We start from the raw sequence: 25,915 nt of genomic DNA, 5'->3' as shown, positions 1-25,915 counted from the left end.
TGGTTGTTCACCCAAGTATGGATCGATAAACAGCCAGATAGCGACGGGCCGTGTCTTCCCAGTTGAACGTAGCGCTATACGCTTTCATTGCTTCCTGGATGCGGCTGCCAGCCTTGTTATAGTGCGACATTCCGGCTTTGAAGTCGCTGTGCATGTTGTTGAAATCCTGAAAGTAAAAGGCCAGGTCTTTACCGATTTCTGTCATGGCCGTGTGTTTCGATAAAAATACGGGCTTGCCAACAGACATGGCTTCTGTGATTGGCAAGCCAAACCCTTCGGCCATTGATGGCATGACCAGAGCCTGACAGTTGTGGTAATACCACGATTTCTCGCCTTCCGTCACCTCGTTGATCAGGTGAGTGCGGTCGTCTACGTTTAGTTTAGAGGCCTGTTGCCGGATGAAATTTGCATAGGTTTTATCCTCATGCCGACCTGCCAGTACCAACTCCATCGATGGATTGCTTTGCAGCAGGGGCAAAATGCGATGCTGGTTTTTCTTACGGGATATGACGCCAATGTTGAACAGAAAAGGCACCTTGGGCCGATACGATTTTTCTTCCAGGATAGGCGTGGTTAATCCGTTGGTGCCGTTGTAGATCACGTGTACTGGCCGGTTACCCACGTCGCAGTAGGTGAGCACATCCTTACGCGTAAACTCAGAGATACAGACAATGGCATTGCTCCGGTTGATGTTCTCCTGCAAGTGTTTAAGGCATCGGGCTTTTCTCCGGTCCGACTTATCCTCATAGAGGAAATTAAGGTCGTGAATGGTCAGCAACACCTTAATCTTCCTGTTCCGAAGCGGTACATAGCTCGAGTTCTGGTAGGTACAGTGCCATAACTGATAGTTACTGACCGACGGCATAAAGAATTTTTGCAGCGAGTGTTGTGGGAGGCTGACTACCGTTGGCCCAAACGTAGCGGGTACGTGGCTTGGCATGAAAACCGAGAGTTTCTCCTGATCGATAGTTTTCACAAGGGCTCTTCCCAGATTGAGGCAAAAATAATACAGGCCCGTATTCGCGTATTTCATTCGCTCGCAATCGAACATGATTTGGTTCATAACGGAATCTCGTTGCTACGTTGGAAAGCTGATTAGAAAAGTCTGGAACGAACGCCACAGCGAAAAATAAACGCGCGTTCACAAGAGTTCTGTAGATAAAACAGTTTATCTATAGAACAAGAGTACAAAATCTGATGGAAGGGTTGGAAAAGAGCTGATAGTGTCAGGTAGAATACCAGCTCAACCCGTATAATGTTGCATTAATCAGCAGTTTATGAGGGTATTTGCCCTTCATAGCTGTAGGCTCAACGTATGTCCCGTATTATTTTAGATTGTAACCTGATGAAGTATGGTCATTCCGGGTTGTACCAGTATTGTCAGCAACTTGGTGATCACATCAATCAGGTACTTGAGGCAGAAGGCGAGCCATTGATGCAGATGTATTTACCCCCCCGGCGAAAACTGACGATCCCTGCCAGGCCCTATCACCTGGTCGAGCAACGATGGCACAAGCTATTTCAGCCTTTTCTGGCGGACTGCAACGTGTGGCATGCGCCCTTCCAGTCCGGGCGTATTTTGCCCGATAAGAAGCGCTACCCCCGCATCAAGGTTGTGCTCACCATCCATGACCTGAATGTACTCCACGAAGGGAAACCGGAGGCTGAACAGCAAAAAAGCCTGGCTCATACGCAATCGCTAATCGATCAAAGCGATGCCATTGTCTGTATTTCTGAAGCCACGAAGCGCGATGTACTGGCGCATTGTGCTATTGGCAACCGGCCGATGCATGTCATCTATAACGGGGTCAATAAAGCCCTTGAACAGGTGGAAGAGCCAGTTGCCTATAAACCCACCCGGGCGTTTTTGCTGGGAATTGGGTACCAGAACAGGAAGAAGAATTTTCACGTTCTGCTGCCTTTGCTTCTGTCCAACCCCGACCTTGAACTCCTGCTGATCGGCCATCACGACGACCCGGCCTATGTTGACCAGATGAGGCTGTCGGCCCAAACGATGGGCGTGGCTGACCGGTTACACCTGCTCGGCACAGTGTCTGATGCCGACAAGGAGTGGTACCTGAAGCATTGCAGGGCGTTTTTGCACCCTTCACTGGCAGAAGGCTTTGGGCTAACCGTTATCGAGGCGATGCGGTTTGGGAAGCCCGTATTTCTGTCAACGGCGACCTCGCTGCCCGAAATAGGCGGGGAGTTCGCGTTTTATTTTCCAGGCTTCGAGGCCGGCGTTGTCCAGCGCGTATATGAACAGGGCATGAATGCCTACGAACAAAATCCGGGAACCGAGGCCATCATGCAACATGCTGCCCGCTTCAGTTGGGAAGACAGTGCCCGTCACTACGTTGCCGTTTACAAGTCCCTTATGAGCTGAGAAGCCAGGTGCTATTGGATGCCGAATGCAGGGTAAGTGTCTGACTTTTGTGATTACTTTTGAAGTAGCCAATTTCATCATCTTCTGAATGACTGCCTTCCGCCATACTCTGCTGAGTGTACTTTTTCTGCTATCGATCACTTCTCAACTGCTTGCCCAAACGGCTGTGGCACCCGTCCGACGAACGGTTTCACTACCCGCCGCCGCCGTCCCGATGTTTCTGCGCAACACCGACCGGTCGGGCCGGTGGGCTGATTCGCTAATGGCCGACCTGCCGCTCGAACAGCAGATCGCTCAACTCATCATGGTGGCGGGCTACTCGAACCGGACACGTACCTACGAAGATTCACTGACCGACCTGATACGTACCTGGAAACTCGGTGGCGTGGTGTTCTTTCAGGGCGGGCCTATGCGGCAGGCCAAGTTCAGTAACCGGTTGCAGGCTGCTTCGCAGATTCCGCTGCTGGTGGCGATGGATGCCGAGTGGGGCATAGCCATGCGCCTCGACAGCACCGTGAGGTATCCGTATCAGATGACCCTGGGCGGTATGCCACAAGCCAGCGAAGGGCTCATTTACCAGATGGGGGCCGATCTGGCCCGGCAGGCCCGGCGGCTGGGAATGCACGTCAACTTTGCGCCCGATGCCGACGTGAATAACAACCCCAATAACCCGGTGATCAACTTCCGGTCGTTTGGCGAAGATAAATACGCTGTTACCCGCAAAGCATTGGCGTATTTGCGTGGCATGCAGGATAACCGGCTGTTAACCAGCGTGAAGCACTTTCCCGGTCATGGCGATACAGGCACCGATTCGCACTACGACCTGCCATTGATTGCCAAAAGTCGCGCCCAGCTAGATAGCCTCGAACTCTACCCGTTCCGCGAGTTGATCAAGGCCGGGGCGGCGGGTGTGATGGTGGCCCACCTGAGCATTCCGGCACTGGATACCACCCGCAATCGCCCCTCGACGCTGTCGCCGGCTATCGTGACGGGTTTGCTAAAGAATGAAATTGGCTTTGGTGGACTAATATTCTCCGATGCCATGAACATGAAAGGCATGACCAAATTCTTCCCCTCTGGCCTGGCCGACCGGCGGGGCCTCGAAGCAGGCATGGATATTCTGGAGTTCACCGAAAATATTCCCCGCGCCATCGCGCAGATTTGCCAGGCCTACGACGAACGTACCCTGTCGGCTCAGACCATTGCCGAACGGTGCCGCAAAATGCTCATCGCTAAACACTGGGCGGGCCTGAATCAGTATAAACCAATTGTCCTCGATGGGCTGTTGGCCGACCTGAACCGTCCCGAATCAGAAGTACTGAATCGTCGCCTGACGGAGGCCAGCATGACGGTGGTGACCAACAACCGCAGTATTCTGCCCCTGCAACGCCTCGACACGCTCCGGCTGGCGTCGGTATCGGTAGAGGCCAACGTACCTACGCTTTTCCAGAATCGGCTGGGTGATTACACCACGGTAACGCCCTATCAGATTTCGTCGAAATCGACGGATGCGCAGATTGCCGCGCTGATGGATTCGCTGACCCGGTTCAACGTGGTGCTGGTGGGCGTGCATCTGAACAACATACGCCCCGGTGCCAATTACGGCGTACAGACCCGCACCGCCGAACTGGTGCAGAAACTGGCCAATACCGGCAAAGCGGTGATCTCCGTTTTCGGAAACCCCTACGTGCTCGACCGCCTGCCCGATCTCGAAAAAGCGCAGGCTATCGTGATGCCCTATCAACTGACCAACCATACCGAAGACCTGTCGGCCCAACTGATTTTTGGTGCCATCGGCGCAGCAGGACGCTTGCCGGTGACGGTCAATCAAACGTATCGCCTGGGCGACGGCGTGACGGTGCAGCCTATTGGCCGCCTGAAATACACCATCCCTGAGGAAGTGGGCATCAGCAGCACGTACCTGGCCCAACAGGTGGATTCGGTGGTGAACATCGGACTACAGGCCAGGGCATTCCCCGGCTGTGTGGTGCAACTGGCAAAAGACGGCAAGGTGATTTTTCGCAAAGCCTACGGCAAACACACCTACGATACCAGCCTCGGCGGCGACGCATTGCCCACCCAACTCGATGACCTGTTCGACTTTGCCTCTGTCACGAAAATAAGCACGTCGACACCCGCCCTGATGCGCCTCGTCGACGCCGGAAAATTCAATATCGACGGAACGATGGGTGAATATCTGCCGGGCTATAAAAAGTCAAATAAAGACACGATCCGCTTCCGCGACGTGTTGACGCATCAGGCCAAACTGAAAGCCTGGATTCCGTTCTGGCAGGATACCAAGAACCCGGATGGGACATTCAAGAAGAACACGTTTAGCACAGAACGGTCGAGCAAATTCCCGGTCGAGGTGACGGATAGTCTGTTCCTGCACCGGAAATATGCCAAAACGATTTTCAACCAGATCAAAGACTCGCCATTGAACGCGAAACGCGAGTACGTCTACAGCGATCTGTCATTTTACCTCTACCCGCAGATCGTGCAGCGCATTACGGGTCTACCGTTCGAGACATACCTGAAAGACAGCCTGTACCGTCCCATTGGGGCCACCACACTGACGTATAACCCGCGCCGGTTCTACCCGCTCAGCCGGATTGTGCCGACGGAATATGATTCGCTTTTCCGCAAAACGCTGATCTGGGGTCGGGTTCACGACGAAGGTGCGGCGATGCTGGGTGGTTTGTCGGGCCACGCCGGTCTGTTCGGAACGGCCAACGACCTGATGAAGCTGACGCAACTTTACCTGCAACATGGTACGTTTGGCGGCCAGCAATTGATCAGTTCAGCTACCATCACTGAGTTTACGCGCTACCAGTTTCCTGAACTGGGCAATCGGCGTGGGCTTGGCTTTGAGAAAGCGGCCTACAAATACAACGGCAACGCGCCCCGGCTTGCCAGTCCGTCGAGTTACGGGCATTCGGGCTACACAGGTACGTTCACCTGGGTTGACCCCGCCGTGGGCCTGAACTACGTGTTCCTCTGCAACCGCGTATATCCCACGCGCAACAACAATAAAGTCACCGAACTGGGGATCCGCACCGGTGTCGCCGACGCGTTCTACCGCGCCATCCGGAGAGGCAATACTGCGCCAGGCGTTCTATGAAGAATGTTTTTTGACAGGATGAACCGGTTTTTTTTGACAGGATTTACAGGATGAACAGGATTTTTATTTTGCTGTAGAGCAAAACGAATCCTGTTCATCCTGTAAATCCTGTCAAAAAAATCAGTTTAAAATCTTATCAGGAGAAGACTCTTTATGGAATTATTCCGGTCGCGGCATCAATGAGTTGTCTTTGTTGTTCAACAGGAAAACAGCTCCGTTTGTATGTTTTTTAAACGATTCAGGAGGTCGCGCCCCACTACCGATGCCGAGTTTGTTGCGGCCTATAAGGCTACAGGCAACCTCGACCTGCTGGGCGAACTGTATGAACGACATATGGACCTGGTGTATGCCGTATGTTTCAAATACCTGCGCGATGAAGCTGAAAGCAAAGACGCCGTCATGCAGTTGTTCGAGCAATTGATCGTTGATCTGCGGCGGCACGAGGTCACAAATTTTAAAAGCTGGCTGCACTCCGTTGCCCGAAACCATTGCCTCATGCACCTGCGTAGTCAGCGGGTGCGGGTTGGCGAAGGCGGCGATACCGATTGGCTCGACGATGACCGATCAACAAACGAAGCGTTGACCGTTTGGCCTGGCGCGGCCCGGCCCGAAGAAGAGGAAGCCGCCTTGGATGTGGAACGACATCTGAACCGCCTACCCGATGCGCTGCACCGCCTGCCCGACCCGCAACGCGTGTGCATCGACCTGTTTTATTTGCAACAGAAAAGCTACGCCGACGTAGCCGATCTAACCGGATATGACCTTAAGCAGGTGAAAAGTTACCTGCAAAATGGGCGCCGTAACCTGAAATTGATTTTACAGAAATGAACCGCCATTCGTCAACATATACGTTACACGATCCGCTTTCGCTGGATGATCTCCGCGCCTATCAGGCCGATAAACTCAGCGGCGCCGATCGCCACCAGGTTGAGCGATTGATGCTTGAAAACCCGTTCTACGCCGACGCCCTCGATGGCCTCGATGCCCTGCAACAAGTGGGCGGAAGCCTGAAAGCACAAACCCGCGATTTGCACCTCGCCTTGCAGGAACGCGTACACGAGTCGGCAACAACCCGGCGGTTGATGCCCCTTTGGGTAACCAGCCTGGCTGCGTCGGTGTTGCTCGTTTTATCGGTGTCTATCTACCTGATTTTTAGTAATGCCGCCAATCAGCAGAAAGCCACGCAGTCGGTGCGGGTTAGTCCACAACCCATCGAGCCGGGTACCGTTTTGATCGACCCTGCTGACCTGGGTACGTCGGACGTTGTTGTGGCTAAACCGGAATCGTTGTCATATGCTGTGAAGAGCAAGCCGCAAAAATCATTGGGTCATCTACGGAATGCCGTGGGAAAACGGCGTCTGCCCGGTACGAAACGGTCTTCCGTAGTTGTTGACGATGTTACGCCCGTTACAAAGGAATGCACTTTCTGTGCCCATATCGACGATATGCCTCTCTTACCGCACCTTGATTTAGAGGTGCCTACCAACCGCCGCTGGGTCAATACCGAGCGGGCATTTCTGAACTAGTGATGGTACGCGGACAAGGCGGATGCCCTCACGCGCTATAAGCCGGTTTGTACGCTACGGCGTCGATCACGATTTTGGCAATGATCTCGCGCATGATCTCCGACGTACCCCCCGCAATGGTGCCCACGCGGGCGTCGCGGTAGGCGCGGCAGATGGGGTAATCTTCGATATAGCCGTAGCCGCCAAAGAATTGCAGGCAGGTGTCGATGACCCGTTTCTGCATTTCGGAGGTGTATAGTTTGGCCATCGAACATTCTTTCACCACGCTTTCGCCCTGCGCAAACAGCCAGCAGGTGTGGTACACAAACTGCTTTGCCATCTCTACTTCGGTGGCGATGTCGGCAATTTTGTGCCGGATGGCCTGAAACTTCCCGATGGGTTTGCCAAACGCTTCGCGTTCCTGTAGGTACGTTAGCGTCCAGTCCAGCGCCAGTTCGGCACCCGAAACAGCCATGATAGCCGCCACCAGGCGTTCGAGTTGCAGGCTCTCCATAAGGTAATAGAACCCCGAATTCTCGACCCCAATCAGGTTGTTGGCAGGTACATGTACGTCATCGAACCGGATTTCGGCGGTATCTGACGAGTGCCAGCCCATCTTGTTCAGCTTTGTTCGTGTTATGCCCGGGCTATCCAGATCAACCACGATCAGGCTAATTCCGCCGGTGCCCCGTTCAGCGTTTGTCTTTACCGCCAGCGTGACAAAATCGCCGTATGTGCCGTTGCTGATGAATGTTTTAGCCCCGCTGATGATGTATTCGTCGTTTACGCGGCGGGCTGTGGTGCGGATCGCCGACACATCTGAACCGGTATCTGGCTCGGTTATGGCCAGCGCGGCCACTTTCTGCCCGGCAATGGCGGGGGCCAGGTACGTTTGCTTCAGGTACTCACTGCCTGCTTTGGCAATGTGGTTGATCGCCATGTACTCGTGAACGCTGACGGCCGTTGTGAAGCCGCCCATGCCGCAGCGGGCCAGTTCTTCGAGAAAAACGACTGAGAACCAGAAATCAGCGTCTGAGCCGCCGTATGCTTCGGGGAAGGGCAGGCCCAGAAAGCCGAGGTCACCCATCCGCTGAAATGCCGAAACGGGAATGCGTCGCGCTGTTTCCCAGGCTTCTGTGTTGGGCACTACCTCGTTGGCAATAAACTGCCGAACACTCTGCCGGAATAAGTCGTGTTCGTCGGTGAAATAAAGAGAGGGTCGTTTCATGCGTTTTATTGATGAATGTTGGCCTTGTAGAACAGGTATTTAGACCAGAATAGCGCGTGGACGTTTGGTTATAAACCTGCTGGATAAACATGGCGGATAGCTGTCAACGAAGGCAATAATCAAAGCTACGGAATCGGGGCCATTCACAAAAACTATTCATCCTTTTGAAACAATGCCTTCGTTGCGCCGTTATCCGATCAATCAGTCAACGTAGAATTTTCATAGTTCATGTCTGGCATTATTTAAAATATTAAATTTAATTGACTGATTAACAGAGATTTGTAAAAATTAATTGTCAGGCTAAAACCATCAATCACTTTATTATGCAAAACGCACGTTTCGCTCTACTCATCGTTTCACTTCTTTTTGTTCAGTCTGTCGGCTACAGTCAATCCCGGCAGCGCTGGAGTTTCGGCCCACGCGTAGGCCTTAATCTGGCCAACTTCGCGGGTAATGATGCAACCACTTATGGCACTGGCGATTTGCCTGCTAATGCAGGTAGTGTAAGTGTTAATCGGTTTCTACCGGGTGTCGAAGCAGGGGTAGGCTTCATGTATAGCGACATCAGCCGCTTTGGCTTTGCTGTCGATGTGCTCTATTCACAGCAGGGAAATCAGACCAAATTCACTTCGAATAACGTGGAGACTACCCGGAATACCCGCCTCAATTACCTGGCGGCTCCCATTACAGCCCGCTACTTCCTGAATCGCTCCGGCGATTTCCGCCCTAATATTTATGCCGGTATTGTACCTGCTGTTTTGCTCAGTTCAAAGCAGATCGACAAGCCGGAGAATGCAACGAACACAGGTAACATTGACGATCGGTTCAAAAAAGGCGATATAGGCTTGACGGCTGGTTTTCAGGCTAACTTCCGCACCGGGGACCGGCAGCGATTTACGATCGATGCCCGGTATACGTATGGCGTACCGAACGTATCTGTGTACACCAGCAACCTGCACAATCAACTGATTACTGTTGGCCTGGGTTACAACTTTGGCATTGGGCGTCAGTATCAGCCTGGTGATCGTAAACTGCCAATCCGGCCCCGGTAAATCATAATTCGGGTTTTGTAGTAACCGGGATTGACCTTACAAATCCATGATTGCCAGTTAGCCGTAAGGTTAACTGGCAATCAGGCTAAAACCATCACTCATTATGCAAAACGCACGTTTCGCTTTACTCATCGTTTCACTTCTTTTTGTTCAGTCTGTCGGCTATAGCCAATCACGGCAGCGCTGGAGCTTTGGTCCACGCGTAGGCCTTAATCTGACCAATTATGTGGGCAGCGATGCGAAAAATCCGCAACTCAATGTGGTTGACCCGGACTCCAGAGACAACCAGTTATTGCCGGGCATATCGGCGGGTATTGGTCTTATCTACAGTGACGTCAGCCGGTTTGGTGCCGCCGTTGACCTGCTATATTCACAGCGAGGAGTTCAATCACATACTTATTTGGGGTCAGTTGCCACTACCTATACCAATCGCGTGAATTACTTGGAATTGCCCATTACGGCTCGTTACTTCTTGAACCGGTCGGGCAATTTCCGGCCCAACGTGTTTTTTGGCGTCGTACCTGCATTGCGGCTTAATGCTTATTCTCGCCAGAAAGCCGATAATATGGATGTTAAGACGGTTACCACCGATTCCTTCCGTCCCGCCGACCTGGGGCTTACAGCCGGTTTTCAGGCTAATTTCCGGGTGGGTGACCGCCAGCGGTTTACGGCCGATGCTCGGTATACCTACGGTATTGTCAATGTCGGCGTGAACAAGACTGATCTCCGCAACCAAATGATTACTGTTGGTCTGGGTTACAATTTCGGCATTGGCCGCGAGTACCGCCCCGGCGACCGCAAATTGCCCATTCGCCCATAATAAACGGGTGGCTGGCTACCTGTTGACACGGTTCGTGTGCTGAAGGCTTACCAGCCGCTACAGTCAGTAGAGGTTTAAGTAAAATCAATCAGGGAGCAACGGATTCAAAAAAGCTGGGTACGTACCCGGTATATGGTATAACGAGTGGCTACGATTGGCCACTGGAGTTAAACAGAAAAGCCAACCGCCAGTTTCGTAGTGAAACTGGCGGTTGGCTTTTCTGTTTAACTAGATATGTTACTACTTATTGACTATCAGATCGTTATGAGAACCGGGGGTTTCGATCGACCGAATAAATTTATTTGAGCATAGAGTCTAACAATTATGTTAGTGTGGTACGCTTTTTGGTAGCGAGCCGTGCGTAATGCACTTTATATATGAAATAGTTATAATGTGTACATGCTAGTTAATACCAGTTTACCCCCTGTTTAAGCACAACAAACGGATATCATTACCGATTACTACTTGTTGAGTAAATCGTTTATTAGTTAAGTGATTGATAAACAGATATTAAAGGCCTTACACTACAGGTGTAAACTACACATCAATTATCGATACAAATGTTATTAATACTTTACTTATATCGATAAGTGATAACTAAAAATACTGTCCTTATTCGATTGGTATAAAAATTGACCTTAGCCGCTGAGTATATTATCACATTCGCTGCCGTAAGAGATAGCTGTGTTGAACGCAGCCTACAATCGCCTTATCTGACGTAGTCAATGAATTAACTTAAGCATGCTATGAAATCACAACTACGGGGCCTTTTCACCATTAGGTTGGTAGCGTACTTGCTGCCAGATTCTCCCAACAAAAGAGCAACGACACAGGGGCTTTATGGCTCTATTTTCTGGACGCTCTTTCTGCTGGTGCCTTTATGGGTGATCCTGTCTAGCCAGTCAGCACAGGCGCAGACCTGCAATTGCTCTGACTACGTTTATCTCAACGAACCGATAGGAACAAATGGTGGAATGGTTCACAAGTTTCGGATCAATCCGAATGGAACGTTCTCGGAAATATTCTCTAATTCACCAACCAATACACTGCCCTGGTTTCCGGCTGGGGCTGGCCTGCCACGCCCACACGGGTTGGGGCAAGACCTGAATGGTAACCTGTATATAGGCAGTAATGAAACAACGGGTCCTATCCAGAAACTGAGCTGTTCGGGGCAAGTGTTGAATGCCAACTTTATTCCCACTACCGGGTATAACATCGTGTCGAAAGATGGCTACCTCTACGTGAATCCAACCGGAATATCGTCAGAGCGTAACCGTATCCGCCGGTATTCGCTATGCGATGGCTCTGACCAGGGTTATATACTCCTGGCCGAAATTCCTGCTGTAGGGAGCCTCATCGACTGGGGGCTTTCCCTTGATGCGAACGGAACATTTTATGCGTCGGCTGGCTTCAACAACGGGGCCGCAAGTCGGTACATATGGCGCTTTACCCCTACCGATACCGACTTCACCAACCATACCACCTATACAGCCTTTGTTGATAACCCGACACTCAATTCGTCGATGCGCACACCCAACGAGGTGTGGGGGATTACAAGCGACCCCGCAGGAAATATGTATGTGGTTGCCACAGAAGGAGAAAGCCTAACCAATCCGCAGACATTTATCCTTAAGTACAACAGTGCTGGCCAGCTAGTTGCCTCAACGTCTACGCCACTCGTAAGCACGGCCTTACAAGGTTTTGGCGGTGCCCGTGGACTTGTTTATTATGCTCCTTTGAACGTTCTGTATTTAGCTTCTGGCCCCACTGGCGACTGTATATCTATCGTGAACGCCGGTGATTTATCGTATCAGGGCGCTGCTATTCCTAACGTACCTGGCCAAAATCCGAAAACGATCGCCCTGACTACCGAATGTTGTCCCGTGGCTGCCTCACTGAAGGTAGACACCACTATTTGTGGAGCGACCGTAGGCCAGAAGATATTTCTAAGTCAGATTACCGGCTCCTGTAGAAGTCCTATATGTGGAGGCGCGTGGACAGCCGATGCGGGCAACACGGGAATCGTATTCAACCAGTGCGATCTCAGCTTTACGGTGACAAACCTGGCAACGGCCTGTGGTAAATTCACCCTCTCGAACACGGGCGGAACATGTGGCGACTTTAACATCGAAGTGAAAGTCGATTTTGCCAGTGTAACCCCGCCGGTAATTGCTGGCAATCAAACGGTGTGTGCGGGCACTCAGATTCCCGGTGCCTTCACGGCAGTTACCCCGGCAACGGCCAGTAAAAACCTGAGATACCAGTGGCAGCGGAGCACAATCTCCTGTTCAGACGGTTTCACAGACATTACGAGTGCCACCGCCGCTACTTATACACCAACTTCGTCGCTGTCGCTAACCACCTATTACCGGGTTGTGGTTTCGGGCGATGGTAGCTGTACCTCGCCTAACGGGTCGTGCACGGCGGTTAGCAACTGTGTAACCGTGACGGTAAACCCCTTGCCTACGGTTAGCATCATCGGCACAAACACAGTCTGCGCAGGCCAAAGCACGAGCTTAACGGCAACAGGTGCCGCCAGCTACCGGTGGAGTACGGGTGCTACAACGGCCTCGATCTCGGTAAGTACGGCGGGGCCTTACTCAGTCACAGGTACGTCGGCGGCAGGGTGTTCGGCTACGGCGACAACGGCGCTGACTGTTACCCCGCTGCCCGATGCCGGATCGGCTCAGACGTTGGTTTGTAATGCGTCTGGTATAACACCGACCAGCACTACCCTAACGGCCACCGGTGCCAGTAGCGGCAGTTGGAGCGCTCTGCCGGGAAACCCGGGCAGTACCAGTTTTGTGAACGGCAGCAGCCTGAGCACGACGGTTAATGGCCTGACTGCGCAAGGTACGTATACGTTCGTTTTCACCACGCCCGGCAATTGTTCAGACCTGGTAACCGTTACGGTACCGGTCTGTCCCTGCACCCTGAGCCTGGTAGCCGCAGCAACCAGTTCAACGGTTAGCGAAGGGCAGTCGGCTACACTCACTGCGGTAGCCAGCGTGCCAGGTACGTATACCTATGTCTGGAGCGGACCCGCAGGCATTACCTTCAGCGGAGGCAACACGGCTACAGTTATCACCTCCGGGCTACCGTCTGGCGTATACAACTTTACCGTGACCGTTACAAGCCAGGCGGGCTGTACGGCTGTTGCCACAACCTGTGTGTCGGTGCCGTTCATTACGTGCGCCACCAGTAGCTTCGCCTTCAGCTTATCGGCCGAGGCGGGGCTGGGTACGTATTAGTGGACCTATACGGCTCCCGGTTCGGCAACGAGTACGGTGGTGCAAAGCGGTACTGCGAACGTCTACCTGGCAATCTTGCCCGGCGAATATCGTGTCACGGCTGGTGGTTTAAACTGTCCGAACAACACGTGTTGCCCCATTATTATTCAGGAGATTCCCGGCCCGGCTCCGCTATCGGTGAGTGCCATTGCCGCTACCTGTAGCAGTACAGCAGCCACCGCACTGAGTAATGCCCAGCTTGTGTTGAGTAGCACGGTAGTAGCTGGCCTGAGTTTCAATATTAGTCCGGGCAACTCCTTCTCCGCGTCAACGGCGCTCTTTGCCAATAACCTGCCCACAACCGGGCTGGTCGTGGGCAGTGTAATCGCTTCGGGACTAGCGAATCCGGCCACGATCGCGGGTGACACATATACCGTACGGGTGTTTACTACCGACGAATGTTTTACTGATACAGTAGTGACCGTACCGCGCACCGAGTGCGCCTGCCCACCCGTTAAGTGCGCCCCATTCACGATACGGAAAGTTCGCTAACTTCATAACCTGGAAAAGACAGCAGCCGACTACTTGATCAAGTAGTCGGCTGCTGTCTTTTCCAGGTTATGCCAACCAAATCAGGTCAATACAGATAAAGCAAGAGTAACCACCTGGTGGAGCAGGTTCGCATCGGGATTTGCCTTGCCCAGTACACGAATACCGGATAGCTGGCTCATCAGGAAAGGGACCACCTGATTGGAAACCAGTTCAGCTTTGAATTCGCCGGTCGAGATGCCAGTTTCCAGCAGTTGCCGAAACGTGGCGTCTAACTGGCTGTAATTATCGGCTACAATGGTCTTCACGTCGGCGTAGTGCGGCAGCATCTCCAGGGTGGCGTTGGTCATAAAGCACCCCTTGTGTTCCTGGTCGTCGAGCGTTTCGGCGATGGCCCGGTCAAAGATGGCCCGAATCCTGGCCTGCGCTGTATTGGCTCCGGCAATGGCCTCAGCCATATCGGCGCAGTTCAGATCGCGATACCGTTCCAGGGCGTTCAGATACAGTGTATGCTTATCGGTGAAGGTATCGTAGAGGCTGGCGCGGTTGATACCCATCGAATCAACGAGGTCCTGCATCGACGTATGGTGATATCCCTTCCGCCAGAAGGTTTCCATCGCCGCATGTAGGGCATCCTGTTCCGCAAATGCTTTTGGTCGAGCCATGTGTTTCTGTCTTCTGTTTTCTGTCTACTGTTTTCTGTTGCGCTGCCAGGCAACGTACCTAACGTTAGTAAGCAGCGCAACAGAAAACAATAGACAGAAAACAGAAGACTTATTTTTTATGCTCCGTGCAGGAATTCCATGATGTCGCCGTCCTGAACGACGTACTCTTTGCCTTCGACTGATAGTTTTCCGGCTTCGCGAACGGCTGCTTCCGATTTCAACTGCTCGAAATCAGACAGTTTGATTACCTGCGCCCGGATGAACTTCTTCTCGAAATCGGTGTGGATGACCCCAGCCGCCGCCGGTGCTTTCCAGCCGCGACGGATGGTCCAGGCACGTACCTCTTTTACGCCCGCGGTGAAATACGTGATCAGGCCCAGCAGTGAATAGGAAGCTCTGATGAGTTTGCTCAAGCCCGATTCGGTCAGGCCGTACTCGCTCAGAAACAGTTCGCGCTCTTCAGGATCTTCCATTTCGGCAATCTGCGACTCGATACCGGCCGAAATAATAACGACTTCGGCACCCTCGGCTTTGGCCGCTTCGCGAAGCTGGTCAGAATACTTATTGCCATCGGGCAGTGATCCCTCGTCTACATTGGCAACGTACAGAACGGGCTTCACCGTCAGCAGGTCGATGTCGCCAATAGCTTCTTCCTGCTCGTCGGGCGTCACCTGAACGGTACGGGCACTTTTACCTTGCTCCAGTGCCGTTTTATACTGCTTCAGTACTTCGAGTGACGCTTTGGCCTTGGCGTCTCCCGATTTAGCATTCCGCTCGACCTTTTGAATTTTTTTGTCGACCGATTCCAGGTCTTTGAGTTGCAGTTCGGCGTCGATAATTTCTTTGTCGAAAACAGGGTTGACCCGGCCTTCAACGTGTACGATGTTATCGTCTTCAAAGCAGCGTACAACGTGCACGATGGCGTCGACCTCGCGGATGTTGGCCAGAAATTTATTGCCCAATCCGGCACCCTGACTCGCTCCTTTCACCAGCCCGGCAATGTCGACGAACTCAATGATAGTGGGCACCACGCGCTGTGGCTTCACCAGGGTTTCCAGCGAGTCGAGGCGTGGGTCAGGTACCGTTACCACGCCGACGTTCGGCTCTATTGTACAGAAGGGGTAATTGGCGGCTTCGGCTTTGCCGCTCGAAATCGCATTGAATAAGGTGGATTTACCAACGTTCGGTAAGCCCACGATGCCACATTGAAGTCCCATGAATTGTAGAGACGCAACACGTTGCGTCTATGATTAAATAAGCGAGCAAGACGCGACAGGTTGCGTCTCTACGATAGTCTACAAAAGTACAACCCTGGCGGCGGACCACAAAAAAGCCCCGGACAGGGTGCCGGGGCTTCGGAATGCGATGGTGTGTAAAATAGGATTATTCCCATTTAAGGCCGTTGTTCAGCCCGTCGCTCACTTCTTCCCGCTGGGCGAACTGGGTGAAATCAACGTCGGGCATCAACTCTGTTTTCACGTAGTCGATCGTTTCCTGAAGCGCCTCGATGAATTTGGCGAAATCTTCCTTGTAGAGAAACATTTTCTGTTTTTCGTAACTGAAGCTATCTCCCTGTAGAAGGCGGCGGCTCTCGGTCAGGATCAGGTAGTAGTCGTTGCCACGGGTGGCTTTAACGTCGAAAAAATAGGTTCTTTTGCCTGCGCGCACCCGTTTCGAGTAAATTTTCTCCTTATCTCTGTCCTCCACTGTTTGAAAAAGTTAAACACTCTACAACGCCAAAGTACACTGATTGGTATATAGGTCAGCAGGCAGATCGAAATTTATTTTACGGGCCGTTTAGGCTGCCAAACCGCACCGCTGCCATGTAACCATGAACTGCCTGCCAGCCAAGGCTTTGCTTTTTAAGTGGTTATGGCTATCTTTGTCTTAAGGGAATTGCATTTTTTGGTGAAAGAGGGCGTTATGAATCCTAGTTTAAATAGGTCTTCTTCAAATTGTTTCACTAACCAAAAACTGTATGAGTTTACTAATGTCCCTACTGCTGTTTTCGGGCAGTATCCATCCGACAGAGGCTCCTGAGAAGAGCCTCATACAGCAGGAAGGTAAAGCGTCGTATTACGCCAACAAGTTTGACGGACGCAGAACGAGTAGTGGTGAGCGCGTAAAGCAACACATTTTTACGGGTGCCCACCGGTATCTACCATTTAATACGCTGGTTGAAGTAACCAATAAGGCAAACCAGCAGTCGGTCATCATCCGGATCAATGATCGGGGGCCGTTTACAAAAGGCCGTGTAGTCGATATGACATACGCCGCCGCCAAAGCCATTGGCATGCTCGGACGAGGTGTGGCCAATGTAACCCTTCGGGTAGTGAACCCCACTAAGATGGTGGCTCTACTCGATTATTCGCTAACGCTGGATAGGCGTTCACCACTGCTGCCGGATTTAATGCCGGTGCTGTAAAAACGGTATAGCTACGAAGCGACGTAGCCTAACCTGTGCGGACGAGTACAGTCCGATTTTTTAAAACCTGATTCACGGGCTGGCCCCCTTTTTGCAATTCCCAATGTTGGGTGCCAGACTCACGAATCAGGTTTTTTGTTTGTGAACGATACCGGAATACGTGCTGGATTGTGGATATTAGACGTTGGAAAGTCGTCCGAAGCTCCAGCTTCGGTGTTTGCACGTTATACTACCACCGAAGCTGGAGCTTCGGTACTACAAGCTTTGGCAAACTCACTCAACTTATCGCAGGTACGTTCATTCGGGAACGTCGAATTTCTGGCTCGCCAATTAGTGGAGGGGTTCATCACCGGGCTACACAAATCACCTTTTCACGGCTTTTCGGTCGAGTTTGCCGAGCACCGCCTGTATAACCCCGGCGAAAGCACGCGCTACATCGACTGGAAAGTATACGGCAAAACGGACAAACTCTTCGTGAAGCGCTATGAAGAAGAAACAAACCTGCGCTGCCACCTGCTGATCGACACGTCGTCGTCGATGTATTATCCAGAGAAGGATTTCGGTAAGGTCACGTTCAGCGCGATGGGTGCGGCCAGCCTGGCCTACATGCTTCAGCGACAACGGGACGCGGTGAGTCTGTGCACGTTTTCGAGCGAGATAGAAATTCAGACGCCCGTGAAATCAACGCCAGGGCACGTACATAAAATCTTCACGCTCCTCGATCAGGTGCTGCAATCGCCCAAACCGAACCGGCGGACCAGCACCGCCGAGGTGATTCACGAGATTGCCGAGAAGATCAACAAACGGTCGCTGGTGGTTCTCTTCAGCGATATGTTCGATACGGCCGGGGCCGATTCTGCCCGGCAGGATGCGCTTTTTTCGGCCCTGCAACACCTGCGCCATAACCTGCACGAGGTGCTTATCTTCCACGTGACCGACCGCAAAACGGAGCAGGCTTTTGCGTTTGAAGACCGTCCCTACGAATTTATCGACCTGGAAACAGACGCCCGCGTGAAACTTCAACCCAATCAGGTACGTGAAGCGTATCAGAAAGCCGTTGGCGACTACTTACAGGACCTGAAAATGCGTTGCGCCCAATACCGCATCGACTTCATCGAAGCCGACATCGCCGAAGGATTCGAGCCTATCCTGAGCGCTTATCTGGTGAAACGGACGAAGATGCGGTAGGAGGAGAGGGGTTTTGCTCTCTAGTCGGCTTTTATCCCCAACCCCCTGAAGGGGGCTAATGCGCTGCCATATCAACTAGCGGAGCAAAAGCCCCCTTCAGGGGGTTGGGGGTAAAAGCCGACTAGAGAGCAAAACCCTTATTTCCCAGCCTCTACTTTCTGATCGTCGCGAAGGGTTGGGTATTTGATGCCAAGCTGTTCCAGGTACGTCTTGTACTTGCTGGGGTCGTAGTAGAAGGGTTGCAATTTTGGCTTGAAATCAGTCATGATCTTCTGGTTCAGGTACACGGCCGGATTTTCTTTGGCGGTGATGAGCGGCGTATATTTCAGCTCTTTCGTCTGCTCGTTCACGTAATAATCTTTCGCTTTCTGAATCAGATCGGGCTTCAGCAACAGGTCGAGCAAGGTCATTGCCTCGGCTTTGGCACCCGCCACAATGCCTTTGTGGGCAATAGGTGTAGCCATTGAAATGGCGTTGCTCCAGTGATGGCCGGGCAGGTCGGGAATATTGCTCGGATAACGGAGCACGATCGTCGGCACCGACCACGCAATATCGGCAATGTCATCAGAGCCGCCAGTGAGGGGCGCAAACGTTTGCCCGCCCATCATCATGGTGGGTGCTGTGTTGGCCGGTAAACTAAGGCTATCGAGTTTCAGGGCCAGCCCTTCGGTTTTGCGGGCCATCATTTCTTTCTGCGTTGCTTTAGCCAGCATCTGATCTTCAGGCGACCAGGTGGGGAGGCCAATTTTTTTGATGTTCTCCGTCATGGCTTCGGCAATAGGCTTGTTGAAATGACCCGGCCAGGCAGAGCCCAGAATATCGTAGGTAAACTTGGTATCGGTCATTTTTGCGGCGCCCTCGGCCATAGCCAGACCCGTTTCAAACAGCTTGCGAATCTTTGGGTAGCTCCGTTCGCGGAAATAGTACCAGACGGCTGCTTTAGACGGCACTACGTTTGGCTGGTCGCCCCCGTCGGAAATAACGTAATGCGACCGCTGAGTGAGTTCGAGGTGTTCGCGCCGGAAATTCCAGCCAATATTCATCAGTTCCACGGCATCCAGCGCCGACCGGCCCCGCCAGGGTGCACCCGCTGCATGGGCGGCCGACCCTTCGAAATTGAACCGTACGGAGATCAGGCCGTTGTTGCCGGCATCACCGTAGGAAGTAACGAGATTGTCGCCGACATGGGTGAAAATACAGGCATCTACGTCTTTAAAATAACCATCGCGGATGTAGAATGCTTTCGCACCAACGAGTTCTTCAGCCACACCCGGCCAGAGCATCAACGTACCGGGAATCTTGTCGCGCTCCATTATTTTTTTTACAGACAGCGCAGCCACGATGTTCAGCGCTTGCCCTGAATTATGTCCTTCGCCGTGGCCGGGGGCACCATCGACGATCGGGTCGCGGTAGGCTACGCCGGGTTTCTGGCTGGCTTTCGGAATACAGTCTATGTCAGACCCAATGGCAATAACGGGTTTTCCGCTACCCCAGGTGGCGATCCAGGCTGTAGGCATTCCCGAAATATTTTTCTGGATGGTAAAGCCTTCTTTTTCGAGAAGTGTGGTCAGGTACGTGAACGTTTCGACTTCCTGAAAACCCAGTTCCGAAAAGCTAAAGAGCATGTCGTTGATCTGCTGCGCCTGATCTTTACGGGCCTCGACAGAGGCCACCACTTCTGTTTTTAGCTTATCGATTGGGGATTGGGCTGCTTGCTTTTTTGGCTTTTGTGCCAGCAGGTACGTTGGCAGTAATAGAAAGGCGATGAAAAGGTACGGGTAGGTACGGTTCATATTCAAATCAGGTTTTGTTAGTAATGAATGGAAGAAGGTCGTTCACCCGGGCCCATGAGCTTTGCGTGAGCGAATTGGTCTACGGGCAATATGGCTTCAGTTTGGAAAGTAGTAGCTGCGTGTGTTGATCGCGGCCAACTTCAGTCAAATGATACTCGGTATCAAAGAAGAGAGTATCGGGGTAAACCGTGCTGGTAGGCTCGGTCAATATTTTGGCAGTCATATGGGTAGTAAGTTCGTGTTGCCACTTCGCGAAGACCGCTTGGTTTGCCTGATAAGTCGCTTTGGCGATAGGGGGATAAGTGAAGAAAACAGAAATCCCGGTTTTCTGAGCGTCGCGAACAAAATCATTGATATGATTTATGTAGTCATGATAAGGACTGTAACTCTCCCTGGAATCGAAATTCAGGCCTTGAGGACGTGGGTTGTTTAGATGACTGATTAAGTCACCCCGTTTAGAAAAGGCACTTCTAAAATATACATTCAAGGTATCATCAACGGTGGGCGGTTTCTTCTCTCCATAGCCGTACAAGATCGTGTTCAGGCCATTTTTAGCTTTTCTAAGCTGGTAATGCGCATTCGCTTTTAGCCACGTTATCTGGTCCGGATAATGAATGTAGTGCCGAGCTGGCGGGTAAAAGTCAGCGGCGCATAGCTGGGCATTATAGTCTCCATGGCGGAGATTGTATTCTAATGATAGCACGACAATATCGCCCGGTTTGGCAACTGCCAAGGCCTCGTTCAGCATAAACGGAAGGCCTAAAGCAGCGCCTATACCCATATTGATAGTAGGTCTACGAAGCGCCGTTGTAAGATAGTCGCTATTGTAGCCAAACATGACGTTTGATCCGCCCACCAGCCACACAGTTCCCGAGGTGGTTTGGGCATGGGCATGTTTGTCAATGATGGCGGCCCAGCCGTTGGTACTATCGGCTTCACTCCAGTCGGCGACTGCCCAGCATACCCATGCCGTTGACGATACGAGCAGGCCCATCAGGCCATTCTTTATAAAAAAAAGCTTCATCAAAACTGGAAGTAAATAAACTGGGCAGGTACGTCGAAGAGGCCCAGATAAAGAGTTAAAATGATAAGGCTGTAGTAGAGTGCCCAGCGTACCCCCACGGTCATCTGGCTGACCAGCGCTCTGATGCTGTACTTACGTTGAAGCAGGTGAATGCATTCCATGAATAGCACCAGAAGTAGGACCGTAAGGACACCCTGTACAGATTTTTGTAGTAAGATGTTTTCCTGAATGAAAGGGAGATCGGGCTGAATAAGTACCCGGTGTAGGTCGTTGCCTATACCGGTGAACAGGTGAGTGGCTATGTACCAGGCATTAGAAAAGGTATCTGCTCTGAAAAAAATCCAGGCAAAATTTACCAGACAGAACACCATAATCACCCGCAGGAATTTCGTTAACCAGTGGTCTGAACGAATGGGCAGGTGAATCCCAATTTTATCTTTAATCTGACCTACTATAAGATAGATACCGTGCAGTCCGCCCCATATGACGAAGTTCCAGCTAGCTCCGTGCCAGAGGCCGCTCAGCAAAAAAACGAGCATTAGATTCAGATACTGGCGATTTGGGCTGACTCTATTGCCCCCCAACGGGATATAGACGTAATCACGAAACCAGGTAGACAGCGATATATGCCAGCGCCGCCAAAACTCAGCTATACTTTTTGAAAAGTAAGGCCGGTTAAAATTCTTCATCAAGCGAAAACCCATCACTTCTGCTGCACCCAATGCAATGTCGGAATAAGCCGAAAAATCACAATAAATCTGGAAGCCGAAGCAGACGGTTGCAATTAGTAAAGGGAGTCCGGTGTAGTGAGTAGGATTGTTAAATACAACGTTGGCCATTGAGGCAAGGTGATCGGCGATTACTACTTTCTTGAAAAGCCCCCAGGCCATTAGCTTCAGTCCATCTGTAACCCGCTTATAATCAAAGTCATGCTTTTCATAAAATTGATGTATTACATTTTGCGGTCGTTCGATAGGTCCTGCCACCAACTGTGGATAGAACATGACATATAAAGCGTATATGCCAAAGTGCCGTTCTGCCTTCTGGTTCCCCCGGTACACTTCAATCGTGTAGCTCATGGCCTGAAAAGTGTGAAACGATAAGCCGATTGGCAGCAGGATAGACAGGTATGGAATTTGGTTTTTATAACCCAGCGTGCTTAGGAGTTGCGTAATATTTTCATTGAAGAAATTATAATATTTGAACACCGCCAGGACGCCTACATTCGCTAGTATACTCAGAAACAGGAGCCTCTTTCGGGCTTTTCCGGTAGATGCTTCGATATAGATACCGGCATAATAGTCGATAAGTATAGTGAAGCCTAATATGACAATATAAACAGGCACGAACGCCATGTAAAACGCGCAACTGGCTATTAATAACCAAAACCATCTGTATTGATAGGACAATGAAAAATAACAGGTGGTCACTATCAAGAAAAAGAAGAGGAACTCTAGTGAGTTAAAAATCATAGTGTTGTAAGCGTATGAACTAAGCTATGATGAGTAAAAATAACAAAGGTATAGATTATCGATTCTCATCTGGCTGTTTAGCCTGACCTTGCTAATCTACGTTTAATTTACTCACAAAAAGCAGTTCACACTGTGCCCCTCTCCCTCAATGGTCGCTAGTCAACTGGAAATCAAACCAGTCGTAGAAAAAGGGTTGGGTTACTACTCTATGGTTATTACTCGCCGTAGTCGCTGGTGAGGGCAGCCGGTAAGCAGCCGGCTAGACTAGTCAGAATGGTACAGCCAGGTACGTTCCAGAAAAATAGCGTTGAGCCACGAACGAACGCCTATCGATAAGCGACCCGTCGGGCGAAGCGTTGTCTTCTGTTGTACAGGGGCGAATAATAGTGGAAGGGCTGGTAGGAAAAGAGAACATTTAATACGTTCAGTTTTGGATTATGATCCGTTTTGTGGCTACCGAGTTGGAGCCAAACCCGTGAAGATGTAGTACTTTTGCGCCCGATTTGTATCGATTATTCTCGCATCTAACCGCAGTACAATGGAAAAAATTAAAGTGGCTAATCCGGTAGTAGAACTGGATGGCGACGAAATGACCCGCATTATCTGGAAGTTTATTAAAGACAAGCTGATTCTTCCCTATGTTGATGTCGATATCAAATATTTTGACCTCGGGATCGAGTACCGCGACGAAACCAACGATCAGGTAACGATCGATGCCGCCAACGCAATCAAGCAGTACGGTGTAGGCATCAAATGCGCAACCATCACACCGGATGAGCAGCGGGTTGAAGAGTTTGGCCTGAAGCAAATGTGGAAGTCGCCAAACGGCACGATCCGCAATATCCTGGATGGTACTGTTTTCCGCGAGCCAATCGTGATGCAGAACGTACCCCGCCTGGTTACTAACTGGACGGCCCCAATCATCATTGGTCGTCACGCGTTTGGCGATCAGTACCGCGCTACCGATTTCGTAGTTCCCGGTCCCGGTAAGCTAACAATGAAGTTTGAAGGCGAAGACGGTACCGTGAAAGAATTTGACGTGTATGATTTCAAAGCGCCTGGTGTTGCTATGGGCATGTACAACGTCGACGAATCGATTCGTGGGTTTGCGCGCGCCTGTATGAACGTAGCTATGCAGAAAGGCTGGCCGTTGTACCTGTCGACGAAGAACACGATCCTGAAAAAATACGACGGTCGTTTCAAAGATATCTTCCAGGAAGTATACGATACCGAATACGCTGGTAAAGTAGACTATGAACACCGCCTGATCGACGACATGGTGGCGTCGGCGCTGAAGTGGAACGGTAATTTCGTGTGGGCCTGCAAAAACTACGATGGCGACGTACAGTCGGATACCGTAGCGCAGGGCTTCGGCTCACTGGGTCTGATGACCTCGGTATTGGTTACGCCCGATGGACAGACGATGGAAGCAGAAGCTGCCCACGGCACCGTTACGCGTCACTACCGCGAATACCAGAAAGGCAATAAAACGAGCACCAACCCGATCGCTTCGATCTACGCCTGGACGCGTGGGCTAGCATTCCGGGGTAAGCTCGATGACAACCAGCCGCTAATCGATTTCGCCAATGCGCTGGAAGCCGTTTGCGTAGAAGTGGTTGAAAGTGGCAAAATGACCAAAGATCTGGCCTTGTCGGTATATCCGCAGGGGACGAAATTGATGGCCAACGAACACTACCTGAATACGGAAGATTTCCTCGACGCGCTGGATCAGGCGCTACAGGCGAAGCTGGCGTAGCGGTAAATAGTAGATCCTGTCTACTTTTCCAGACCTATAAGGTTTTCCGAAACCTTGTAGGTCTTTTCTTTACCCAAAAACCAACCTTATAATGACTAAATCAATTGCTTTTCTATGCGTGGCGACGCTACTATCTGTTGCTTCTTTCGCCAATTCGTCGACAGATTCTCCCCGGCCTCCTAAAAAACAAACTGCAACGCCCGCCGCTGCCAAATCTATGGTTCAACACATCGTTCTGTTCAAATTCAAGCCGGAAGCAACGCCGGAGAAAGTTGCCGAGATCGTAGCAGCGTTTGAAGCACTACCATCGAAGATCAAAGAGATTAAAGGCTTTCAGTGGGGTACAAACAATAGCCCTGAGAAGCTCGATAAGGGCCTGACTCACGCGTTTATTCTCACGTTCGACAACGAGAAAGACCGCGATACGTACCTGCCACACCCAGCGCACAAAGCTTTCGGCGGCATTGTTGGTCCCTGGCTGGCTGATGTAACAGTAGTGGACTTCACGAATAAAGGAAAGTAAATAAGAGTTGCCCCATCTTGGTGAAACACAAAAACGACTGAACGAGCCTTTTTGTGTTTCACCAAGATGTCTCATATAACTAATTTTATGTTATGAGAATAAACTAATAAGGTAGCTCAACATACATTGTCGGAGATCCTGCTAAAAGTATAATTCTAATCGTTGGGATTGAGTAAACGGAATGTAGCGTACTAGTAAATCTAGATTATAGTAGATTAAATTACCATTGCCGTCTTGGGCAACGATGAAATTGTCAGAGAGTACATTATCTGCATTTCCTGATTTAATGACAATCGTGGAGAGGAGCGTCGAATTAGTGATTCGATAAATATCAATAGTCAGATTCGGTGATGCTTTGATAATAGCTTTAATTCTAGCCGAGCTAGTTGACGTAGTAGTCTGTGGTTGAACTGAGGTTATTTCCTTGTTGCAGCCTGTCAGCAGAATCAGAACGACAGATAATACTGATAAAATTTTCATTGTAGAAAAGTGTTATATAAGTGGCACTATGTTAACTCCGGTAACTAATTCGCTTTTGTTTTTTACTCAATACTCACGTAGCGCTGTTGCAGGGTGCTGCCTATCCCCCGCTTGACAGCCTGACGGCCCAGCCAGGTGAGTGCTGGCTGTAAAGCGGCCATCAGACCACTCATGTACGTGCCACTGATCAAAATCACATACCCCAGGGCGAAGGGATTTTTGGGCATGGCCTGCCTGTTCACCTGACCATCATGAGCCAGTCCATAAACAATTTGCAGAAATTGCTCGAAACCAGGAAACCCAGGCGTGATACGGCACTCGAAGCGACAAGGTTCAGCCGATTGGTTAAAAAAGCGATGAAGTCGATGCACAGGAACAGTCGCCGACTCCCCCACCTTAAGGCGGATGATTTCTTTATCCAACTGGACACTCAACTCCCCCTCCAGACAGACAAACTCTTCGGCAAACTCCCGATGGTAGTGTAGGGGATTACCTCCACCCGGCGACAAGAGTACTTCGACCAGCGAATGGCGTCCGTTGCTCTCTTGACTGGTTTCTATGAAGACGACCTCGTCTTTAAGAACAGGGTTGGTAATTTTACGAGAGTTGGGTGGGTGGCTTAGTGGCGGCATAAAGTTGATTGTTTACATAGGAATAAACTAGGCAAAATTTTTCGAAAACTGTTGCAGAAGCTGACT

The 25,915-nt window shown here is 51.0% G+C and carries 23 protein-coding genes; 12 read left to right on the top strand and 11 right to left on the bottom strand.

What is annotated here, in order from left to right:
• Nucleotides 1-7: 7 nt before the first annotated feature.
• Nucleotides 8-1,063 carry a glycosyltransferase family 4 protein gene (locus tag ACFE8Q_RS15305; RefSeq protein WP_375446279.1) on the bottom strand — a complete coding sequence of 352 codons (1,056 nt, stop codon included), beginning with the start codon at nt 1,061-1,063 and terminating at the stop codon, nt 8-10.
• A gap of 252 nt (nt 1,064-1,315) precedes the next feature.
• Between ACFE8Q_RS15305 and ACFE8Q_RS15300 the strand changes: the two genes are divergently transcribed.
• The 4 genes from ACFE8Q_RS15300 to ACFE8Q_RS15285 all read left to right on the top strand — a co-directional run bounded on the left by ACFE8Q_RS15300 (nt 1,316) and on the right by ACFE8Q_RS15285 (nt 7,033).
• Entirely contained in the window at nt 1,316-2,386 is a 1,071-nt protein-coding gene (locus ACFE8Q_RS15300; RefSeq protein ID WP_375446278.1) for a glycosyltransferase family 4 protein, read from the top strand.
• 88 nt (nt 2,387-2,474) lie between these two features.
• The gene (locus ACFE8Q_RS15295) at nt 2,475-5,507 is read left to right on the top strand and encodes a glycoside hydrolase family 3 N-terminal domain-containing protein (protein ID WP_375446277.1); all 3,033 of its coding nucleotides are present in this window, start codon (nt 2,475-2,477) and stop codon (nt 5,505-5,507) included.
• A 222-nt stretch (nt 5,508-5,729) separates the two neighbouring features.
• A complete protein-coding gene (locus ACFE8Q_RS15290) occupies nt 5,730-6,335 on the top strand; it encodes an RNA polymerase sigma factor (protein WP_375446276.1) in 606 nt (201 codons plus the stop codon).
• Nucleotides 6,332-7,033, top strand: coding sequence for a hypothetical protein (locus ACFE8Q_RS15285; RefSeq protein WP_375446275.1), 702 nt, complete (start codon nt 6,332-6,334; stop codon nt 7,031-7,033). Before ACFE8Q_RS15290 ends, ACFE8Q_RS15285 begins: the two co-directional genes overlap by 4 nt.
• 28 nt (nt 7,034-7,061) lie before the next feature.
• On the opposite strand, the gene ACFE8Q_RS15280 is transcribed toward ACFE8Q_RS15285, so the two are convergent.
• On the bottom strand, nt 7,062-8,240 hold the full coding sequence (locus ACFE8Q_RS15280; RefSeq protein ID WP_375446274.1) for an acyl-CoA dehydrogenase family protein: 1,179 nt from the start codon (nt 8,238-8,240) through the stop codon (nt 7,062-7,064).
• A gap of 323 nt (nt 8,241-8,563) precedes the next feature.
• Here ACFE8Q_RS15280 and ACFE8Q_RS15275 point away from each other — a divergent pair, with 323 nt between their 5' ends.
• The 4 genes from ACFE8Q_RS15275 to ACFE8Q_RS15260 all read left to right on the top strand — a co-directional run bounded on the left by ACFE8Q_RS15275 (nt 8,564) and on the right by ACFE8Q_RS15260 (nt 13,894).
• The gene (locus ACFE8Q_RS15275; RefSeq protein ID WP_375446273.1) at nt 8,564-9,292 is read left to right on the top strand and encodes a porin family protein; all 729 of its coding nucleotides are present in this window, start codon (nt 8,564-8,566) and stop codon (nt 9,290-9,292) included.
• Nucleotides 9,293-9,395: 103 nt separating this feature from the next.
• Complete coding sequence (locus ACFE8Q_RS15270) at nt 9,396-10,112, top strand: porin family protein (RefSeq protein ID WP_375446272.1); 717 nt, start codon at nt 9,396-9,398, stop codon at nt 10,110-10,112.
• Between the two features lie 746 nt (nt 10,113-10,858).
• Complete coding sequence (locus tag ACFE8Q_RS15265) at nt 10,859-13,363, top strand: hypothetical protein (protein ID WP_375446271.1); 2,505 nt, start codon at nt 10,859-10,861, stop codon at nt 13,361-13,363.
• A gap of 39 nt (nt 13,364-13,402) precedes the next feature.
• Complete coding sequence (locus tag ACFE8Q_RS15260; RefSeq protein WP_375446270.1) at nt 13,403-13,894, top strand: hypothetical protein; 492 nt, start codon at nt 13,403-13,405, stop codon at nt 13,892-13,894.
• Nucleotides 13,895-13,974: 80 nt separating this feature from the next.
• Here ACFE8Q_RS15260 and ACFE8Q_RS15255 read toward each other — a convergent pair whose 3' ends face one another.
• The 3 genes from ACFE8Q_RS15255 to ACFE8Q_RS15245 all read right to left on the bottom strand — a co-directional run bounded on the left by ACFE8Q_RS15255 (nt 13,975) and on the right by ACFE8Q_RS15245 (nt 16,263).
• The gene (locus ACFE8Q_RS15255) at nt 13,975-14,556 is read right to left on the bottom strand and encodes a TetR/AcrR family transcriptional regulator (protein WP_375446269.1); all 582 of its coding nucleotides are present in this window, start codon (nt 14,554-14,556) and stop codon (nt 13,975-13,977) included.
• Nucleotides 14,557-14,672: 116 nt separating this feature from the next.
• Nucleotides 14,673-15,773, bottom strand: a complete 1,101-nt coding sequence (gene ychF, locus ACFE8Q_RS15250) for a redox-regulated ATPase YchF (protein ID WP_375446268.1) — start codon at nt 15,771-15,773, stop codon at nt 14,673-14,675.
• Nucleotides 15,774-15,939: 166 nt separating this feature from the next.
• Nucleotides 15,940-16,263, bottom strand: a complete 324-nt coding sequence (locus ACFE8Q_RS15245) for a DUF3276 family protein (RefSeq protein WP_375446267.1) — start codon at nt 16,261-16,263, stop codon at nt 15,940-15,942.
• A gap of 271 nt (nt 16,264-16,534) precedes the next feature.
• Between ACFE8Q_RS15245 and ACFE8Q_RS15240 the strand changes: the two genes are divergently transcribed.
• Nucleotides 16,535-16,981 (top strand): septal ring lytic transglycosylase RlpA family protein, encoded by a 447-nt coding sequence (locus ACFE8Q_RS15240; protein WP_375446266.1) that lies wholly within the window; start codon nt 16,535-16,537, stop codon nt 16,979-16,981.
• 264 nt (nt 16,982-17,245) lie between these two features.
• Nucleotides 17,246-18,169 carry a DUF58 domain-containing protein gene (locus tag ACFE8Q_RS15235; RefSeq protein ID WP_375446265.1) on the top strand — a complete coding sequence of 308 codons (924 nt, stop codon included), beginning with the start codon at nt 17,246-17,248 and terminating at the stop codon, nt 18,167-18,169.
• A 137-nt stretch (nt 18,170-18,306) separates the two neighbouring features.
• Here the strand turns inward: ACFE8Q_RS15235 and ACFE8Q_RS15230 are convergent, their stop codons facing one another.
• The 4 genes from ACFE8Q_RS15230 to ACFE8Q_RS15215 form a co-directional block, all read right to left on the bottom strand.
• Nucleotides 18,307-19,962, bottom strand: a complete 1,656-nt coding sequence (locus ACFE8Q_RS15230) for an amidohydrolase (protein WP_375446264.1) — start codon at nt 19,960-19,962, stop codon at nt 18,307-18,309.
• A 79-nt stretch (nt 19,963-20,041) separates the two neighbouring features.
• Entirely contained in the window at nt 20,042-20,986 is a 945-nt protein-coding gene (locus tag ACFE8Q_RS15225) for a hypothetical protein (RefSeq protein ID WP_375446263.1), read from the bottom strand.
• A complete protein-coding gene (locus tag ACFE8Q_RS15220) occupies nt 20,986-22,458 on the bottom strand; it encodes an MBOAT family O-acyltransferase (RefSeq protein ID WP_375446262.1) in 1,473 nt (490 codons plus the stop codon). The genes ACFE8Q_RS15225 and ACFE8Q_RS15220 overlap by 1 nt, the downstream gene beginning before the upstream one ends.
• 268 nt (nt 22,459-22,726) lie before the next feature.
• Nucleotides 22,727-22,873 (bottom strand): hypothetical protein, encoded by a 147-nt coding sequence (locus ACFE8Q_RS15215; RefSeq protein WP_375446261.1) that lies wholly within the window; start codon nt 22,871-22,873, stop codon nt 22,727-22,729.
• Nucleotides 22,874-22,996: 123 nt separating this feature from the next.
• Between ACFE8Q_RS15215 and ACFE8Q_RS15210 the strand changes: the two genes are divergently transcribed.
• Complete coding sequence (locus tag ACFE8Q_RS15210; protein WP_375446260.1) at nt 22,997-24,214, top strand: NADP-dependent isocitrate dehydrogenase; 1,218 nt, start codon at nt 22,997-22,999, stop codon at nt 24,212-24,214.
• Nucleotides 24,215-24,305: 91 nt separating this feature from the next.
• Entirely contained in the window at nt 24,306-24,737 is a 432-nt protein-coding gene (locus tag ACFE8Q_RS15205) for a Dabb family protein (protein ID WP_375446259.1), read from the top strand.
• A 141-nt stretch (nt 24,738-24,878) separates the two neighbouring features.
• Here ACFE8Q_RS15205 and ACFE8Q_RS15200 read toward each other — a convergent pair whose 3' ends face one another.
• Nucleotides 24,879-25,217: a hypothetical protein gene (locus ACFE8Q_RS15200; protein WP_375446258.1), complete on the bottom strand. Its 339-nt coding sequence runs from the start codon at nt 25,215-25,217 to the stop codon at nt 24,879-24,881.
• A gap of 62 nt (nt 25,218-25,279) precedes the next feature.
• Nucleotides 25,280-25,849 carry a cupin domain-containing protein gene (locus tag ACFE8Q_RS15195; RefSeq protein WP_375446257.1) on the bottom strand — a complete coding sequence of 190 codons (570 nt, stop codon included), beginning with the start codon at nt 25,847-25,849 and terminating at the stop codon, nt 25,280-25,282.
• Nucleotides 25,850-25,915: the final 66 nt, after the last annotated feature.

Source organism: uncultured Fibrella sp. (genome assembly GCF_964250085.1).
Lineage (GTDB): Bacteria > Bacteroidota > Bacteroidia > Cytophagales > Spirosomataceae > Fibrella.
The sequence above is the reverse complement of the archived record's forward strand: the minus strand, read 5'-3'. Positions and strand labels throughout refer to the sequence as shown.